Origin of the sequence: Moraxella sp. FZFQ2102 (genome assembly GCF_024137865.1) — a bacterium.
Taxonomy (GTDB): Bacteria; Pseudomonadota; Gammaproteobacteria; order Pseudomonadales; family Moraxellaceae; genus Moraxella.
In genome coordinates this window covers 561833-579742 of the sequence record NZ_CP099960.1, presented here as the reverse complement: position 1 = coordinate 579742, position 17910 = coordinate 561833, and the positions used below count along the sequence as shown (strand labels likewise).

The 17910-nt window shown below is 47.0% G+C and carries 15 protein-coding genes and 1 pseudogene; 4 read left to right on the top strand and 12 right to left on the bottom strand.

The window, feature by feature from the left end:
- Positions 1-60: 60 nt before the first annotated feature.
- The 4 genes from lspA to NGM44_RS02680 all read right to left on the bottom strand — a co-directional run bounded on the left by lspA (position 61) and on the right by NGM44_RS02680 (position 4870).
- Positions 61-585, bottom strand: a complete 525-nt coding sequence (gene lspA, locus NGM44_RS02695) for a signal peptidase II (protein WP_253224134.1) — start codon at positions 583-585, stop codon at positions 61-63.
- Positions 578-3361, bottom strand: coding sequence for an isoleucine--tRNA ligase (gene ileS / locus NGM44_RS02690; protein WP_253224133.1), 2784 nt, complete (start codon positions 3359-3361; stop codon positions 578-580). Before ileS ends, lspA begins: the two co-directional genes overlap by 8 nt.
- 119 nt (positions 3362-3480) lie before the next feature.
- Complete coding sequence (locus NGM44_RS02685) at positions 3481-4080, bottom strand: methyltransferase domain-containing protein (RefSeq protein WP_253224132.1); 600 nt, start codon at positions 4078-4080, stop codon at positions 3481-3483.
- A complete protein-coding gene (locus NGM44_RS02680; RefSeq protein WP_253224131.1) occupies positions 4073-4870 on the bottom strand; it encodes a thioesterase family protein in 798 nt (265 codons plus the stop codon). The genes NGM44_RS02685 and NGM44_RS02680 overlap by 8 nt, the downstream gene beginning before the upstream one ends.
- Positions 4871-5167: 297 nt before the next feature.
- Between NGM44_RS02680 and NGM44_RS02675 the strand changes: the two genes are divergently transcribed.
- Positions 5168-6478 carry a solute carrier family 23 protein gene (locus tag NGM44_RS02675; protein WP_253224608.1) on the top strand — a complete coding sequence of 437 codons (1311 nt, stop codon included), beginning with the start codon at positions 5168-5170 and terminating at the stop codon, positions 6476-6478.
- 237 nt (positions 6479-6715) lie between these two features.
- Positions 6716-8221: pseudogene (locus NGM44_RS02670) on the top strand (alanine/glycine:cation symporter family protein).
- 114 nt (positions 8222-8335) lie between these two features.
- Here NGM44_RS02670 and fdxA read toward each other — a convergent pair.
- From fdxA to ampD, 4 genes are all read right to left on the bottom strand, one after another.
- Positions 8336-8659 carry a ferredoxin FdxA gene (gene fdxA, locus NGM44_RS02665; RefSeq protein ID WP_253224130.1) on the bottom strand — a complete coding sequence of 108 codons (324 nt, stop codon included), beginning with the start codon at positions 8657-8659 and terminating at the stop codon, positions 8336-8338.
- Positions 8660-8896: 237 nt separating this feature from the next.
- The gene (locus tag NGM44_RS02660; RefSeq protein WP_253224129.1) at positions 8897-9376 is read right to left on the bottom strand and encodes a hypothetical protein; all 480 of its coding nucleotides are present in this window, start codon (positions 9374-9376) and stop codon (positions 8897-8899) included.
- Between the two features lie 526 nt (positions 9377-9902).
- Complete coding sequence (gene murJ, locus NGM44_RS02655; RefSeq protein ID WP_253224128.1) at positions 9903-11453, bottom strand: murein biosynthesis integral membrane protein MurJ; 1551 nt, start codon at positions 11451-11453, stop codon at positions 9903-9905.
- A 124-nt stretch (positions 11454-11577) separates the two neighbouring features.
- Positions 11578-12183 (bottom strand): 1,6-anhydro-N-acetylmuramyl-L-alanine amidase AmpD, encoded by a 606-nt coding sequence (ampD, locus tag NGM44_RS02650; RefSeq protein ID WP_253224127.1) that lies wholly within the window; start codon positions 12181-12183, stop codon positions 11578-11580.
- A 151-nt stretch (positions 12184-12334) separates the two neighbouring features.
- Here ampD and NGM44_RS02645 point away from each other — a divergent pair, with 151 nt between their 5' ends.
- A complete protein-coding gene (locus tag NGM44_RS02645; protein ID WP_253224126.1) occupies positions 12335-14143 on the top strand; it encodes a DUF4105 domain-containing protein in 1809 nt (602 codons plus the stop codon).
- 15 nt (positions 14144-14158) lie between these two features.
- Positions 14159-15001 carry a nucleoside-diphosphate sugar epimerase gene (locus tag NGM44_RS02640; RefSeq protein ID WP_253224125.1) on the top strand — a complete coding sequence of 281 codons (843 nt, stop codon included), beginning with the start codon at positions 14159-14161 and terminating at the stop codon, positions 14999-15001.
- Positions 15002-15028: 27 nt separating this feature from the next.
- Here NGM44_RS02640 and NGM44_RS02635 read toward each other — a convergent pair whose 3' ends face one another.
- From NGM44_RS02635 to rpoH, 4 genes are all read right to left on the bottom strand, one after another.
- Positions 15029-15889: a carbon-nitrogen hydrolase family protein gene (locus tag NGM44_RS02635; protein ID WP_253224124.1), complete on the bottom strand. Its 861-nt coding sequence runs from the start codon at positions 15887-15889 to the stop codon at positions 15029-15031.
- Between the two features lie 201 nt (positions 15890-16090).
- A complete protein-coding gene (thiS, locus tag NGM44_RS02630; RefSeq protein WP_253224123.1) occupies positions 16091-16291 on the bottom strand; it encodes a sulfur carrier protein ThiS in 201 nt (66 codons plus the stop codon).
- Positions 16292-16341: 50 nt separating this feature from the next.
- The gene (locus tag NGM44_RS02625) at positions 16342-16716 is read right to left on the bottom strand and encodes a DUF423 domain-containing protein (RefSeq protein WP_253224122.1); all 375 of its coding nucleotides are present in this window, start codon (positions 16714-16716) and stop codon (positions 16342-16344) included.
- 99 nt (positions 16717-16815) lie between these two features.
- Positions 16816-17673, bottom strand: coding sequence for an RNA polymerase sigma factor RpoH (gene rpoH / locus NGM44_RS02620; RefSeq protein WP_253224607.1), 858 nt, complete (start codon positions 17671-17673; stop codon positions 16816-16818).
- Positions 17674-17910: the final 237 nt, after the last annotated feature.

Below are 17910 nucleotides of genomic sequence, written 5' to 3'. Positions count from 1 at the left end.
AATACAGGGATTTGATTAATAAAAAGGCTTAATCCATCTGATTAAGCCTTTTTGATTGTCTTATGAGTTTTGCCCAAGTGTGCGTTTCTTTTCCAAGAACAGCATATCATAGACCACGAGCATCATCCCTACGCAGATACCGATATCGGCGATATTAAAAATCGGATAATGCCATACATCAGCATAATGCACATGAATAAAATCAATCACATAACCGTGAATGATGCGGTTGATGACATTGCCCATCGCACCACCCAGCACCATCGCAAGCCCTAGGCTTAGCACACCAGCACCCTTCGGCACTTTACGCAGATAGGCGATGATAAAGCCTGATACAGCAAGACCCAAGATCGCAAAAAACCACTTTTGCCAACCTGCTTGATCTGCCAAAAAGCTAAAGGCAGCACCACGATTGTACGCCAAAGTCCAGTTGAGCACAGGCTCAATGACGCTCACCGTATCACCTTCTTCAAAGGCAAATTTAAAATAGTATTTGCTAATCTGATCAAGCACAAGCACGACGATGGCAATAAGATAGTATCCCATTGCCTTGCTGCCATTTGGGATTTGGTTAGTATTAGGCATAGTGGCGTACCTCGCCATTGTCTAAGTTCTCGATACAGCGGGTGCATAGCTCTGGATGGCTACTGTCTTGACCGACATCGGTGCGGATATGCCAGCAGCGGACACATTTGCTACCATCAGCAGGGGTGATGACAGCAGACAGCACATCACCTGTATTGACAGTGGCATCACTGGTGATGAAGACAAAGCGAAGCTCATCGCCTAATTTTGCCAAAATCTCAGCAGTCTGGGCAGGTGCGGTGATGGCGACTTTGGCAGTCAGGTTACTGCTGATGATCTTGTCGGTGCGTGCATCTTCGATGGCTTTATTGATGATGTCTTTGGCATCGACGATGGCTTGCCATTCATCACTTGAGATGTCAGTCATCGCAGGCGTTGGCAGTTCATACCATTCAGCGGTGAAGATATAGCCATCTGTGCCTTTGAGCACTTGCCATGCTTCTTGGGCGGTGAATGATAAAATCGGTGCAATCCAGCGGAGTAGCGCGTGTGCGATATGATAAAGGGCAGTCTGTGCTGAGCGGCGTGGATGACCGTCTGCACGCGTGGTGTAGGTGCGGTCTTTGATGATATCCAAATAAAACCCACCCAAATCCTGCGAACAAAAACCCATCACCGCTTGGCAGACTTGATGGAAGTCCATATTGGTGTATGAGTTGATGATTTCGTCTTGGACAGCTTTGGCACGAGTTAGGATAAATTTATCCAAACTGACAAGCTTGTCAGCATCGATTAAATCGCTTGCTGGATCAAAGTCATCGGTATTGGCAAGTAAGAATCGGATGGTGTTACGGATACGGCGATACATATCGGTCGTACGGTCAAAGCCTTCTTTACTCACCGCCATCTCATAGCGATAGTCTGATGAGCCGACCCACAGACGCAGAATATCCACGCCAAGCTTATTGGCGATGTCAGATGGCTCAAAGCCTTTGGTATTGCCTTTGGATTTGGACAGTTTATGACCTTTGGCATCGACGGTGAAACCGTGCGTCAACACTTGCTTGTATGGCGGGCGACCATAGATGGATTCGCTGACCAATAGCGATGACTGGAACCAACCACGGTGCTGATCAGAGCCTTCTAGGTATAGATCGGCAGGGTTTGATAATTCATCACGGCTAGCCAATACGGCAAAGTTGGTTGAGCCTGAGTCAAACCACACATCAAGCGTGTCGGTGCATTTGTTGTATTCTTGAGCATCAGCACCGATAAACGCTTCGGCACTAGCATCAAACCATGCTTCTACGCCACCTTGTTCGATAAGCTTGGCAACTTCTTCCATCAGCTCAAAAGTGCGTGGATGCAATTCGCCTGAGTCTTTGTGGATAAAGAACGGAATTGGCACACCCCAAGTACGCTGACGGCTGATACACCAGTCAGGGCGACCGTTCATCATCGACTCGATGCGGTTTTGACCCCATGCTGGTGTCCAGATGACTTCAGGAATGTCTTTTAAAGCTTGTTCACGCAAGCCTTTGGCTTCCATGCTGATAAACCACTGTGGCGTCGCTCGGAAAATAATCGGTGTCTTATGTCGCCAGCAATGTGGATAGCTGTGGCGGATTTTGTTGTGTGCTAATAGATGACCGCTTTGGCTTAGGGTGTCGATGATTTTTGGTTGGGCTTTATAAATGTGCTCACCGACGAATACTTTGGCTTCAGGCAGATACACGCCATTGCCACCGACGGGATTTTCGGTTGGTAAGCCATTGGCACGGCCGACATTGTAGTCATCGACACCATGTGCAGGGGCAGTGTGCACAAGACCTGTACCACTATCAGCGGTCACATGCTCACCTAGGATAATTGGCACTTGACGCTCAGCAATCAATGGGTGCTGGGCTTTTAGGGTGTCAAGCTCGCTGCCTTTGACGGTCGTGACGATGGTAAAATCTTCCAAGGCGATGGCTTTGGCAAAGTCTTCGGCCAGATCTTTGGCGACGATAAAATGACGCTCACCCGATGAGATGATGGCATAGTCAAGCTCGCTGTGTGCACTGATGGCTTGGTTGGCAGGCAGTGTCCATGGCGTCGTTGTCCAAATCACTGCTTGTAGGCTACCTGTGATGTTGGCAGTCTGTGCCAGAGTTTCACGATTGACAATATCAAAGCCGACATAGATGGCGTCAGAGGTCTTGTCTTCGTATTCGACTTCAGCTTCAGCCAAAGCAGAGCCACAGTCTAGACACCAGTTGACAGGCTTCATGCCACGCACGATATGACCGTTTTCATAGATTTTGGCAAGTGCTCGTACGGTGTCGGCTTCGGTTTGAAAATTCATCGTCAGATATGGATTTTCCCAGTCGCCAAGCACGCCTAGGCGTTTGAAATCTGCCATTTGTAGTGCAATTTGGCTTTTGGCGTAGTCACGGCAAGCACCACGAAATTCGGTCGATGAGATGATACGGCCGTCTTTTTCTTGACCGACTTTACCCAGTAAGCCTTCGACTTTTTGTTCGATAGGCAGACCGTGACAGTCCCAGCCTGGCACATACGGTGCATCATAGCCGTCTAGAGTTTTGTATTTGACGATGATGTCTTTTAGGACTTTATTGACCACATGGCCTAGGTGGATTTGACCGTTGGCATACGGTGGGCCATCGTGTAGAGTGTATTTTTTGCGACCTTGACGAGCCTTGCGAATTTGACCATAGACATCGTCTTTTTGCCATTGTTCAAGCCATTGCGGTTCACGCTTGGCAAGGTCACCACGCATGGCAAAGGCGGTATCGGCAAGATTTAGGGTGTTTTTATAATCGATTGGCTCGCTCATGAGTATCTCGCTACTGGATAATTTTAATAAACTCCTTATTATAAGCCAAAATGATGTAAGTTACAAAGGATAATCGGCAACTTATGGCGATGAATGTGGTGGTCTGGGGTGGGTGATGACTATTTTTTGGTTAAGTGAATGAATAGTTCTTTGCCTTGGCGGGCAGAGATGGAATTATAACAAGGTGCCATCGTATTAATATAAAAATATTCTGAAAACAGTGTCAAATATTCATCAATACTGCCAGAAAAAGGCGGCGATGTCTCAAATTGCCAATCAAACAATACGCCAACCAATTTGCCCTCTGTCGCCAATAAGCGATGCATTTGTTTGACATAATCCTGTTGTCGCTTGGGATGAATGGCACAAAAGAAAGTCTGCTCCAAAATCAAATCAAAGGTTAGTCCATCAAGATCAAAGAAATCTTGGCATAATAAATGATCACGGGGAAAATCTGGATAAGCTTTGGCAAATCGCTCAAGCGGCGCTGTGGCAAAATCCAATAAAAACACACGATCAAAACCCTGTTGGTGCAGATAAGCACCTTCATGAGCATTGCCAGCACCAGCGATCAAGATGCGTTGATGGCGATTATCAAGCTGATCAATATAGGTCTTGAGCGGTGTAGTGATGCTACCAGCATCCCAGTTGGTCTGACCTTGGTCATAGCGATTTTGCCAAAAGCTGGCGTGATTGACTTGTGCGGCAGTATCATCCATGTAGCTGCCTCACCGTCAAAATTTGCTCACTGCGACCAAATGGCCCAAGCTCATCATGCAAGATACTACTGGTGAGACCGATACCATCATCACCGATTTGTTGTATGCTCTGTAAGCCTAGTCGTTTGCCGACGGGTAGGCGATATAGATGAATTTGTAGGTCTAGATTGGGAAATAGCCACTCAATCGTCTGCTGCTCGATGCGTGGTACGACACCATTGGCGGCATCGACCATGCCCATTAACCGTACAAAGTCCGTCGTCGGCACGCCTTCGACCATCTCAAGGTCATTGCTCAGCCATACCACACCGCTACCGGCACGGCGATCATCGGTGCAGGCTTCAACACTTCGGATAAATCCACCCGCCCACTGCACATCCATCGGCCATCTATTGTCTGAGATGGCGACCGGTGTATCTTCGAGTCCTGCGACGGCACTTGTGTCACTCATCTGCAGTCGCCATGCTCTAGCGGTGATGCTTACTTTGCCTTTGGCGGTCATGACTGATTCGATCAGCTCAATGGTGCGACCTGCTCGGATGGTGTGAGTGGTGATCTCAAATTCACCGGCATGAATCAGTCCAAAAATATCTAGGCTGATGCGAGCGATACGCATATCGGTGCGTGGGGAGAAATGTTGTAATTCGTGGCTGATGATGCCTGTGGCAGGCGCCATGTGCTGTTCGTGCTCATTCCAAGCACCTTGGGCATGGATGGTGCTCATGTAGCGGGCGATGATACTGCCATCGGCTTGTTCTTGGCGGTCTAAGAATTGATAATAACTTGGCATGACAAATCCTTTTTTGATAAGTTTACTGGCTTTCCTTATTTGCATTTTAAAAATGGATTTTTTAAAATTGGCACTAAGCATTGTAACAAAATAACAAGTACATGGCTAGCGACTTAGTGTGACCCATCATTCCAATTTTTTGGTTATGACAGTTATAAATCCTACACATTCATCACTCAAATGTAGTACAATAGTGAAATTTTATAAAAATATCTCACTTTATTAAGCAAATGATGATGCAAGGTGATTGGAAAATTCCATTCGCCGTTTTTTGGTGCATCAATTACCGTTGGAGTTATTATGAGCTGGTTCCCAAAATGGCAGCCTTATCAAGGCGATATCAATACGCAACCTGTTGCCACCAATGAATATTTACCGGTGGGTCAAAGCATCATGCTGGGTCTGCAGCACGTGCTGGCGATGTTTGGTGCGACGGTGTTGGCACCGCTTTTGATGGGCTTTGATGCCAATCTTGCCATCATGATGTCGGGTGTTTGTACGATTTTATTTTTCTTGATGACGGGTGGGCGTGTGCCAAGCTATTTGGGCTCAAGCTTTGCGTTTATTGGTGTGGTGGCAGCAGCGACAGCACACGCCACAGGTTCAGGGGCGAATCCAAATCTATCTGTAGCACTTGGCGGTATCATTGCCTGTGGTATCTTGTATGCTGTGATTGGTTTGATTGTGATGGCGACAGGCACACGCTGGATTGAGAAGTTGATGCCACCGGTGGTGACAGGTGCGGTGGTGATGATTATTGGTCTAAACCTAGCACCAGTGACTGTCAAAGGCGTACAAGGCAAGCCATTTGAGCTGTGGATGGCGCTGATTACTGTGCTATGCATGGGGATGATTGCGGTATTTGCTCGTGGCTTTATGCAGCGTTTGCTACTACTGCTTGGTCTTGTGATGGCGTATGTGATTTATGCGATTGCAACCAATGTGATGGGGCTGGGTGAGCCGATTAATTTTGGCTTGATTCGTGATGCTGCTTGGTTTGGTTTGCCGAATTTTAGCTCGCCAACCTTTGATACCAACGCCATGCTAATCATTGCGCCAGTGGCATTTATCCTAGTGGCGGAGAACTTGGGTCATATCAAGGCGGTCGGTGCAATGACTGGCGAAAACCTAACTCCGCAGCTTGGCAAAGCCTTCGTTGCTGATGGTGTGGCGACTGCCTTATCGGCAGGCGTAGGTGGCACAGGCATGACGACGTATGGCGAGAATATCGGCGTGATGGCGGTGACTCGTGTGTACTCAACCATTATCTTTGTGGTGGCGGGTGTGTTTGCGATGGTGCTAGGCTTTTCACCAAAATTTGGTGCGATGATTCAGACCATTCCAAGTCCAGTCCTGACAGGTGCATCGATCGTGGTGTTTGGTCTGATTACCATTGCAGGTGCGAAGATTTGGATTGATAATAAGGTGAATTTTGCCAGTAACAAAAACCTGATGGTCGCTGCCATTACTATCATTCTAGGCACGGGCGATTTTGGCTTAATGATTGGTGAATTTAATCTGGGTGGTATAGGTACGGCGACCTTTGCAGCGATTATTCTGCATTGGTTCTTAAGCCTACGGGAAGAAAAGGTAGGTCAAGCACATTAATCGCTCATAAATAACGCTGATGGTGATGGCTTTGTAATTTTAATGAATTTTAAGATATTTCTCTAAAATTGCGTGATTGTTACCAAAAAATCAGTTATAATACGCATTACTTTTTATATTGTATAGTCAATTATAAAAACTGTTGAATTAAGGAAGATGATGGCAAGTTGCTATCATCTTTTTTTTGTGCTTTTTTATCTTGGATGGTGATGGGTTGCCATCAAGATGGAGTGTTTTATGTACGAAAATCCACTTTCTTGTACGGCAAAGCCAAGCTTTGTCGAGATTTTACATTGTACGGTCAATGCCTTTAGCGCACCTTTGTAGGATGTGTTGATTTGGATGTTGGTCGGCATTGGCTTTTTCTTTACTGTTTTCTCAGGATTTGCACAGTTTCGCCTATTTGGTCAAAGTATCAAAACGATGCTTGGCAGCCGCAAAAATGACAATGATGCTGATGGTATCTCAGGCTTTCAGGCCTTTGTAACAGGTCTTGCGAGTCGTGTCGGTGTCGGTAATGTCGCAGGTGTTGCGATTGCTATCGGTATCGGTGGTGCTGGTGCGGTATTTTGGATGTGGCTGATTGCCTTGATTGGTATGTGCTCGGCATTGGCCGAGAGCAGTCTGGCTCAGCTATTCAAGGTGCGTGATGAGCATACCAATCGCTTCCGTGGCGGCCCTGCCTACTATATCGAACAAGGTCTTGGCCAAAAATGGCTGGGCGTGGTGTTTGCATTTGCGTTGATTGTGTGCTTTGGCTTTGTGTATCAGTCGATTCAGTCAAACTCAATCGCGCTTGCCATCCAATCGGCAGCAGGCTGTGTGGGTGAGAATGATGCTTGCAAAGCTGATTGGCAGATTTATAAGCACGTCGTGGGTGCGGTGCTTGTGGTGATTACTGCACCGATTATCTTTGGTGGTATCACTCGTGTGGCGAAGATTGCTGAGACTTTTGTCCCTGTGATGGCGCTGTTTTATCTACTGGTTGCGTTGTATATCGTTGGTGTGAATATTGATAAAATCCCAAGCGTGATTTCATTGATTTTTACCAAGGCGTTTACTTTTGAAGCAGCAGGCGGTGGTCTGTTTGGCTCAATGGTATCGGTGGCAATGATGCAAGGCATCAAGCGTGGTCTGTACTCAAACGAAGCTGGTCAAGGCTCTGCACCAAACGCCGCTGCCGCTGCCAATGTCAAGCATCCTGTAGAGCAGGGTATCATTCAGATGCTGGGCGTATTTGTGGATACGCTGATTGTTTGCTCATGCACTGCGTTTGTGATTTTGCTTGCGGTGATGCCAGAGAATGCCGCTGATTTGTCAGGTGTACAGCTGACTCAGGCAGCACTTGAGAGTCATGTGGGTGCTTGGGGTCAGTATTTCTTGGCTATCGTTCTGTTTATGTTTGCCTACTCTACCATCATTGGTAACTATGCCTATGCTGAGTCGAATATGCAGTTTTTGAAGAATAATGCATTTTTGCTGACCTTGTTCCGTATGGCGGTACTTGGCTTTGTGTACTTCGGTGCGGTGACCAAGGTGGCTGTAGTATGGGATATGGGTGATTTGACGATGGGTGTGATGGCATTTATCAACCTAATCGCCATCGTGCTACTATCACGCTATGTATTTACACTGGTCAAAGACTATAATGCTCAGCTCAAAGCAGGCGTGGATAAGCCAGTATTTGACATCAATAAATATCCGCATTTGATGAAAAAAGTGCGTTCAGATATTTGGAAGTGATGTGATCTATCAGCAAAAGCCGCTTCAGTTTGAGCGGCTTTTGTTTTTCTAAAAATTGCCAATAAAAAAGCCCTGATATTATCAGAGCTTTTTAATAACGGGTCAATCCACCGATTAACGCTCAAGATATTGAATCTTGCCGCTGACGCCGTCCCATTTTTCATAATCAGGCAGGGCGTCTTTTTTCTCAGTGATGTTTGGCCAGATGCCAGACAGCTCTTCGTTGATCGCTAGGAATTCTTCTTGACCCGCAGGGATTTCATCTTCTGAGAAAATCGCATTGGCAGGGCATTCAGGCTCGCACAGTGCGCAGTCGATGCACTCATCTGGGTTGATGACTAGGAAGTTTGGGCCTTCATAGAAACAATCCACAGGGCAAACTTCAACACAGTCAGTGTATTTACAGCGGATGCAGTTATCAGTTACTACAAATGTCATGTGATTACCTTTGGCTTTTGGCTGGGGCGTTCGCGATAGCCGAGTGGCTAGCTGCCCGTGGAAAAGAGTGGGCAGTGCCCGAAAAAATTGTTTTGATATTGTAACGCGTTTGGCGGATTTTCTCAAATAAAACCCGAGATTTTATTATGCCAAAATCGAAAAAATATAGCCAAAAACAGCAAAAACCGTTTAGCAAATGCAAATGATTCTTGCTAAACGGTTTTTGGCGGTGATGACTTATGAATTTTGCAAACTGTCGCGCTGTGCTTGTTTGGCGATCTTGAAGCATTCTTCGATGTGATCAAAAGCGATTTTCTTAAAAATCATATAACCCAAAGTCGCTGCGACGATCTGACCGCCGAACGGTACATATTTGCTGACTTGTTTACCAACAAACTTGCCGCCAAAGCCTTGAACGGTCTTATTTACCACACCGCGCGCTGCAACCAAGCCGCCGACTGCGATGATTTTTTCTTTTAGGTTTTGTTGGCTTTGGGCTTGTGCGTGCTCGACATCGGTCAAGCCAAAGCGCGTGGTAATCTCAGGCAGTAGTTTAGACAGCATTGCCACATCGATGGCGACATCCAAAAATGGCAGCGGAATCACCGCCACGCCTGCTGAGATCTTGGCGCGAGATTTGGCAAGATTTTGGCATTCTAGGCGAATGTGCTCAAGGTTCATGTTGGCATCGACATGGGTGGCAACTGGTTTGGTCATTGTCTTTTCCTGTAAATTAAAATGAATGTAAATTCTATTTTAGGGCATTGCCGACAAATCACAAGCTGCCTTTGTATGCTTTATGTTATCAGTGAATATTTGTATAGCCTGCCAACTTTAAAATAATACAGCGTCAAACTCGCTTGCAATACCACTTGTACAACTTCGCTCGTTTTCCTTGCCTTATTTTAAATTTGTTTGACTATAATTCAAAGATTGTTGGGTATTGGTAAGGTTTTATGTATAAAAGGTGTATGCAATACGCTCGTATGCATCTGTTTATTTTTTTTATACCATTGAAAATCTGCCGTAGGGTGCGGCTTTCGCACCATTTTGGCAAAGACGACTGATTTTGATAATAAATTTGGCAAAAATTCCTTGATGATTTGACGCATTAGCTATCTGAAAGGTGCGCTCGGCACACCCTACATTCATTGTATTTTTTTAAATACTATTTTCAATAATACAATGAATTGTAGTGATGTATTGCTTGTGCTTTTTTGGATTTGTTTAATTTTACCAAAAATCAACCATGCTTTAGCTGACGCGGGCGAAAACCTGTCGCAAGCAGTACCACACCATACACCGCTGCACCTGCTGCACAAATGCCGAGCAGAATGGCGATTTTTAACCATTGACCACCATCGATCGGATAATAAGGCAAAATCACATACAAGGCTGCGACCATCGCCGCGCTTGCAATGCCAAACTGCGTGAACAGCTTTTTCCAGTGCGCACCAAAGCGATAAATGCCGCGCTTATGCAAAATAAAGTACAAAAGACCTGCATTGACAAAGCTTGCCGCTGTCGTCGCCAATGCCAATCCGCCATGCAGCGGCAAATCAAATAAATAAAACAATCCGATGAATAGCACGCTAAAAATCATATTGGCAAAAACTGAGGCAATGCCGACTTTTACAGGGGTTTTGGTATCTTGACCTGCAAAAAATGCAGGCGCAAAAATCTTAATCAGCATAAAGCTTAAAATGCCACCTGCCAATGCCTTGAGCGCGATACCACTCATCAAGGCGTCTTGGTGACTGAACTCACCGCGGACAAACAGCGCATCCATCAGCACATCCGACAGCACAAACATCGCAAGTGCAGCAGGCAGACCAATCAAGATGATCAAACGCGCTGCCCAGTCCAGTGTCTTTTTAAAGCTGTCATCATCCGCCTTAGCGCGGCTGGATGATAAGCTTGGCAAAATCACCGTACCGATCGCTACGCCGATCAGTCCCAGTGGCAGCTCGCTTAGGCGTTCGGCAGCGTACATCCATGATACCGAACCTGCGATCATTAGTGATGCAAAGACGGTAGATAGTAGCAAATTAATCTGAGTAACAGACACGCCAAAAATCGCAGGCAACATCAGCTTAAGAATGCGCACGACGCCTTCGTCTTTAAAATCAATACTTGGCGCGACCAGTAGTTTTTGTTTCCACAGCTGCGGTAGTTGGATGAGTAATTGTAATAAGCCCGATACCGCCACCGCATAGCCGAGCGCCATGATCGGTGTATCCATCATCGGCGCAATGATCAGCGCGCCGACGATCATGCAGACATTGAGCAAGACAGGCGCAAAGGCAGGCGCAGCAAATTTACCATAGCTGTTGAGCACACTGCCATAAAACGCAGTCATCGAGATCAGTAGCAGATAAGGAAAGGTCAAACGAAGCAGCTCAGCTGCGGTAGCGAACTTCTCACCATCACCGTGAAACCCAGGGGCAAATAGGGTGATGACTTGTGGCGCAAGCAAAATCACCGCCACTGTCAGCACAAGCAAAATCGATGACAATGCGCCCGATGCGCGGCTGATCAGTAGCTGTACTTCATTGAAAGTGCGCTTCTCTTTATATTCAGTGAGAATCGGCACGAAGGCTTGGCTGAACGCACCTTCGGCAAACAGGCGGCGCAAAAAATTGGGAATCTTAAAGGCGACCAAAAACGCATCCATCAGACCGCCTGCGCCAAACACGCTCATCAGCACCATGTCGCGCACCAATCCCAAAATGCGTGAAAGCATGGTCGATGCACTGACAATCATGGTCGAGCGAAAAAGCCGAGATTTTGCCATAAGTTTACTTCATTGCCAAAAATGCTGTATTTTACTGTGTTTTTGAGAAATTTGTCATAAAAATCGAGCAAAACCGCGCTTTATTGTAAGCAGATTTATCAAAATCACGCCCAAGCGTGCAGATTTACTGATTTTCGCTTGAATCTGCCAATAAATTCGCCACCATCGCGCGCAGTTTTTGCCAGTCAAAATGCACACCAGGATCGGTTTTGCGAATTGGAGCGATGTCGCTATGTCCCATCAAATGCCGACGCGTGGCAGGATATGCATCATAAATGGCGGCAATAATCTGCGCCAACACTTGATATTGCATGCCTTCATAGCGTGTGTCATCACTGCCTTCAAGCTCAATGCCGATGGTAAAATCATTACAATTATCACGCCCAAGATAGTGCGATTTGCCCGCGTGCCAAGCTCTGTCATTGAAATTGACAAACTGCGTCACCGTGCCGTCGCGCTCGATGAACAAATGCGCTGAGACTTGCATTGTGTGAATGGTCTGAAAATAAGGGTGGTTATCGGCATTGAGCTGGTTTTGGAAAAATGCCTTAACATGATGCACGCCATCGGCATTAACTTGCCCAAAAGTAGATGGCGGCAGGCTGATGTTATGAATGACAATGCCTGCAACAATGCCTGTACTGTCTGTCGGACGCGCATTAAAATTCGGCGATGGCAGCCATGTCGCCCCATGCAATAAGCCATCTTTGATAAAAAATTGTGAACTCATATCTGTAGCCACTTCATTATAAAAATTCATCACGCATTTATCTTTATTTTAGCACAATTTTAAGATGATTTAGTTTGGTAAATGTATAAATCACTGTGTTACAATGCACTTACCGATAATAACTGTTTGATGATAACTGTGGGTAGTGCGTATGGCGAAATTTTCTTTTGTGGCAAAGCAAGCAGCGATGGTGACCATCTGTGTGGCGATCTGTCATGGCGCGATGGCAAATTCTACCGCGCACAGCATTACTGATGGCACGCAGCTTAAATTGACGCAGCTAAAACCTGCCTTTGATTTAAGTGATGCGCAGATAAATGAAATCGCCGATTCGGTGGCATGGCGTCGCTTGTTATTATTCCCTGATCGCTTGGATAAAGCAGGTAGCCGTATCGATCATCCGAATTTTTTCTTGGCAAAAAATGGACATAACGATGCGCGCGCTGAGCTTATCGCGACGATCAATGCGCTGGCTGAGATGGATAATGACGCGATCTGCCGCTTTCCTGCGCGGATGCATTTTTTGGCAACTAGGCTTAAAAAACTGGGTATCGATGTGCCATTGGATTTACAAAAATGCCAAGAATTTCAAGCCTTTGCAGACAGTCTGGATGCCAAGCGTCTGTCACTGATTTTCGCCGAAGAACATCCCAATGCGCTGGCATCTGCCTTTGCTCATGTGCTACTGCGCGCAGATGATGGGCGTGATGACGATGCGCGCGCGATGGTGATCAATTATACAGTTGTGCCAGATGCTGATGATGGTACGCTGACGGCGACAGTCAAGTCGATCGCAGGGCGTTATGCAGGTGTGATGGAGATTTTGCCATTTGCCAAGAAACAAGCCGACTATCTACAAAAAGACGAACGCGATCTGTGGCAATATGCGCTGAATCTGTCCGAAGATGAAGTAGCGCAAATCGTGCGGCATATTTGGGAAGTCAAGGATATGGCGCGTCCGTATTTTTTCACCCATGATAATTGCGCGACCGAAATCGTCCGCTTGATCGATGTGGTGCGCCCACAGATGGCGCTGCAAAAGCGCGTTGGCAACATCGTCATTCCTGCGCGCATCGCGGCGATTTTAGACGAGCAAGGTGTGGTCTCATCGACCAAATTTATCCCATCAGTATCAACCATTCGTCAAGCTTATCTTAATAATGATGATGAGTTTGATATCAGTACAATCACCCCAAGCCGCAATAATCCAGCGGATGCAACGCCTGTGCATCGCATCGGCATTGGTGTAGGATTGGATGATAAATGGGCAAAAAAGGCAACCTATGGCATCTCGTTCAATGGTGCGTATCAAGACCTGTTGGATAATCCTATGGGTGTGCGACCGCTTTTGGATTTGCAGTTGTTATCTGTCGATGCCATCGTCAATGATGAGAAGGTAAAGCTTAAAGACTTGACCATTTTCTCAACGCGCAGCCTAAACCCTGCCAACACTGCCAAAAATAATGCCACTGATCCAAAAGGTGTGGGCAAGGCTTGGGGGCAGCGACTACGATTTACCCAAGTCACGGACGCATCCGATACCAGTAATCAAGACCATCTGGTGCTGGATGTCGGAATGCAAAAAGGCAAATCATGGAACATGGGGCAGGCGCGTGCTGGGAGCGGTGAGATCGCTGATACCACTTGCTATGCGCTCATCGATGGCGGTGTGCAAGTGGGTAGGGTTAATCAAGGCTATCGCATCGGCGCAGGGCCTGTGGCAGGCTGTGTGCATTATGCCACCGATCATCTGCGTGGCATGATCGAGGTCGCAGCGCCGTATTATTATCATCATGACAGTGCTGATGGCGTGCGATCAGGCTATTTTCAGCCATCGCTGAGCGTCGGTGTACAGGCGGATATCGGACGCACTCATGCGGTGCGTGCTGTGACCAAAACCGAGCGCAATCATCACGACACCAACACGCAAGCGATGGTATCATTATTAACATATTTTTAACTATTGGAATGAAAAATGAGCGCAGGATATCTGATTATCGGGCAGGGTGGTGTTGGCAAGCCCCTAGCAGAGCAGTTGGCGGCGGGGTTTGCGGTCAGTGCAGTTGCGACGACACCCAAGGCTTATGCTGCGCCTGTGCGATTTATCCAAAAACGCGCACAAGATCTAAAGATCAGTGATGTGATGGGTGTGACGCACATTGCAATCATTGTCACGCCAACAAAGGCAGGCAAGCAAGCGACAGCCCAAGAGTATCAAGACAGCTATTGGTCAGTCTGTGATAGCATTGCTAAGCTGTACCAAGCGCATCCAGTGCAGATGGCGGCACTTCACCAAGTGCTGTTCGTATCATCGACGGCAGTGTATGGCGAGAATGCAGGTGAGTGGATCAATGAGATGACGCAGGCAAATCCTGCCAGTGCGACTGCTGTGGTGCTGCGCCAAGCTGAACAGGTGTTGATCGACACATTTGGCGATAAGGCCGTCATCGTACGCGCCAGTGGTATTTATCATATCAATAGCACGCGTCTGATCACCCAAGCCAAAACCGCACACGAAACAGGCGTACCAAGCCATCATTATACCAATCGCATCATGGATCAGGATTTGGTGGCGGCGCTTGCGCAGATTTTACAATCAGACAGGCCTAAGCCCGTGTATCTGGCGACAGACTTTTTGCCTGTGACCAGTTTTGAAGTGTTGTCATTTATCGCAGATCAGATGGGCTATCCACCGCCCAAGTGTCTAGATGGTGCGCCAACAGGCAAGCGTATCATTAGCAATCTGCCAAGGTCGTGGCTGTCTTTTGCCGATTATCGCCAAGGCTATCAAGCGGTGATGGATCAGCTACAAGAATAAATACACATCACGCATTCTCCATGAAAATCACGCGCCCAATCGATGGCAATCAAAAATCGGCATCGTTTGGCGGATTTTGGCTTGCTTGGCGGGGTCAAAGTCTGCATACACCACAAGATAACCGTGCTCATCGACATCGGTGCTGCCCGTATCGGCGATAACTTGTCCGTGTGCATTGATGATCAGTGAATGTCCCCAAGTCTCGCGCGTGCTCGTGCCGATGTGGTGCGTGCCGCCTTGTGCTGAGCCGATCACCATGCATTGGCTGTCAAGGGCGCGCGCTTGTAGCAGCATTTGCCAGTGTGCCTGCCCTGTCAAAAAGGTGAACGCCGCAGGCACGGTGATGATGTCCGCGCCCATTTGTCGCAGTCGTTGGGCGAGTGCAGGAAAGCGCACATCAAAGCAAATCATCATACCGATGCCGACCGCCACGCCATCGATCATACAGTCCGCGACCACAAGCCGATCGCCTGCTTCAAAGGTTTTACCTTCATCATAGCTACCTGTGGCATCATCGACGGTTGCGCGAAACAGATGAATCTTGTCATAGCGTGCCTTGATGGTGCCTGCATCATCGATGAGTAGGCTGACCTGTCGTACCTTATCATGTGCAACCATTTGACCATTAGGACGCGTCGGACAAGGCAAAGTGCCTGCCAAGATATGCACGCTGCATTCTTTGGCAAGTGCTTGATAAAACTCACAAATTTCATCAAATCGCGCTGACAAATCTTTTTGGCGACCCATCACGCAGGCATTTTCAGGCAGGACGATCAAGCGCGCACCATGTGCTGCGGCGTCACGCACGGCAGATGCGATGATGGCAAGGTTGGCATCGATGTTGGTTTGGCTGTTTAGCTGAATGCTGGCGATTTTTAGGGTGTTCATGGCGTGTTAATTTGCGATAAGAATTTAAAATAGGTAGTGGCGAAAATTTGGGCGGTGAAACTGTGGCGAAAGCAACAAAAAACTTGCGTTGGGCAATCAAAACCGCTTGCAAAGTCATATAAACTGTGCGATAGTAAAGCCGATACCCGATGATGATTGCTTTTTACTAACAGGCTTGCGATTGTCATTGGGTATTTTTTATCAGCCGCCGCCGACCGCTTGCACCACTTCGATGCTCATGCCATCTACTAGGGCGGTTGCGCCTAGGCGAGATTTTGGGACGAGCTGACCGTCGATCTCAACGGCAAAGCGTCCTTGGGTTAGGCTATACTCTTCTAATAAAGCAAGTACAGTGTCGGCGCTGCTGTTTTGTGCTTGTCCATTTAAAGTGATGTTTTTCATCGCAGTTATCCCATTTATTTTTTAAAAATTTTTAATGATTAAACTGATTATCAAATCGTATTTTTGTAAGGCTTAGCCGTGCTAAATGCCAAAATCAGCCAGCCGATGATAAATAGCATACCGCCAATTGGTGTGATCGCTCCAAGCCATTTGGGTGCGCCAAGTGCCATCGCGTACAGACTGCCGCTAAAGATGATGATGCCAAGCTGTAGGCAGATGGCGGATTTGGTCGCGCGATGATTACAGACAGTGTGCAACACGCCAATGGCAAGTAGTCCTAAGGCATGGACAAATAAATATAATGTCGCTGTTTGCCAAATCTCGATGGCATAGGGCGTGGCGATCTTCTTAAGACCATGTGCACCAAACGCCCCAAGACCGACGCCGATGGCAAGGTTAATCGCTGCTATTTTTAGCCAGTTCATCAAAGATTTCAGTCCCAAATAGATGGTGGTTTAAATCCAATTTGGATTGATAAAATTTTAAAAAATTGCCTTAGGCTTATAAGGAGAAAAACCAACTTTTTAGTCATTATCAATAATCATACGATCTAAGGTAATGGCTTCTTTGATTTTATCCATGGCGTTTTTCTCGATTTGGCGAACGCGTTCGGCGGAGATATTGTACACAGCCGCAAGCTCATGCAGGGTGGATTTTTGGTCGGCAAGCCATCTTTGGGTGATGATGTCTCGTGAGCGATCATCTAGACTATCCATCGCATCTTTTAGGGCGTTGGTGGTATTTTCTTCCCAGTCGGCTTCTTCGACCATATCAGCAGGGTCGGCAGCATCTTCCAAGAATAGCTGCGGTGCATAGCGACCATCTTCATCATCCGAATCTTGTGCTTCAAAAGAGGCATCGTAGCTGGTTAGCCGTGATTCCATCTCAAGCACTTGTTTGACAGTGACATTCAGATCATTGGCGATGGCTTCAGCTTCTTCGAGTGTCAGCTGATTGCTGGACTTTTTAAGACTTCTTAAATTAAAAAACAGCTTGCGATGCGCTTTGGTCGTGGCGACTTTGACGATACGCCAGTTTTTGATGACAAATTCATGAATCTCTGCTTTGATCCAATGCACCGCAAAGCTGACCAGTCGCACGCCTTTATTAGGGTCAAATCGCTTGACGGCTTTCATCAGACCAAGGTTGCCTTCTTGAATCAAGTCGGCTTGAGATAACCCATAACCTGAGTAACTGCGTGCGATATGAATCACAAAGCGTAGATGGCTCATCACCAGTAGGCGTGCCGCTTCGACATCACCATCATTGTAGTAACGCTTAGCAAGCTCTTGTTCTTGTTCGGGGGTAAGAATCGGAATCTGATGCACAGTATTGATATAAGCACCGAGATTGACACCAGGCGCGGCAAGGTGAGTCGGCATTGCAGGCACAAGTTCTTTGGTTGGGATGTTGTGCTTGTCGGTGTCGCCGTGGTCGATGATTTGAGGGCGATTTTTGATGACTGGGGCGTCTGATACATCCAGCTCATCAATATCATCAATCAATGTCTCATCAAAATCATCCAGTTCACTGATGAGATCATCATCAAGCACATCTTCATAATCGGCATAATCATCATCGTAGCCGTCGTCATAATGCTCATAGTCATGACTATCATA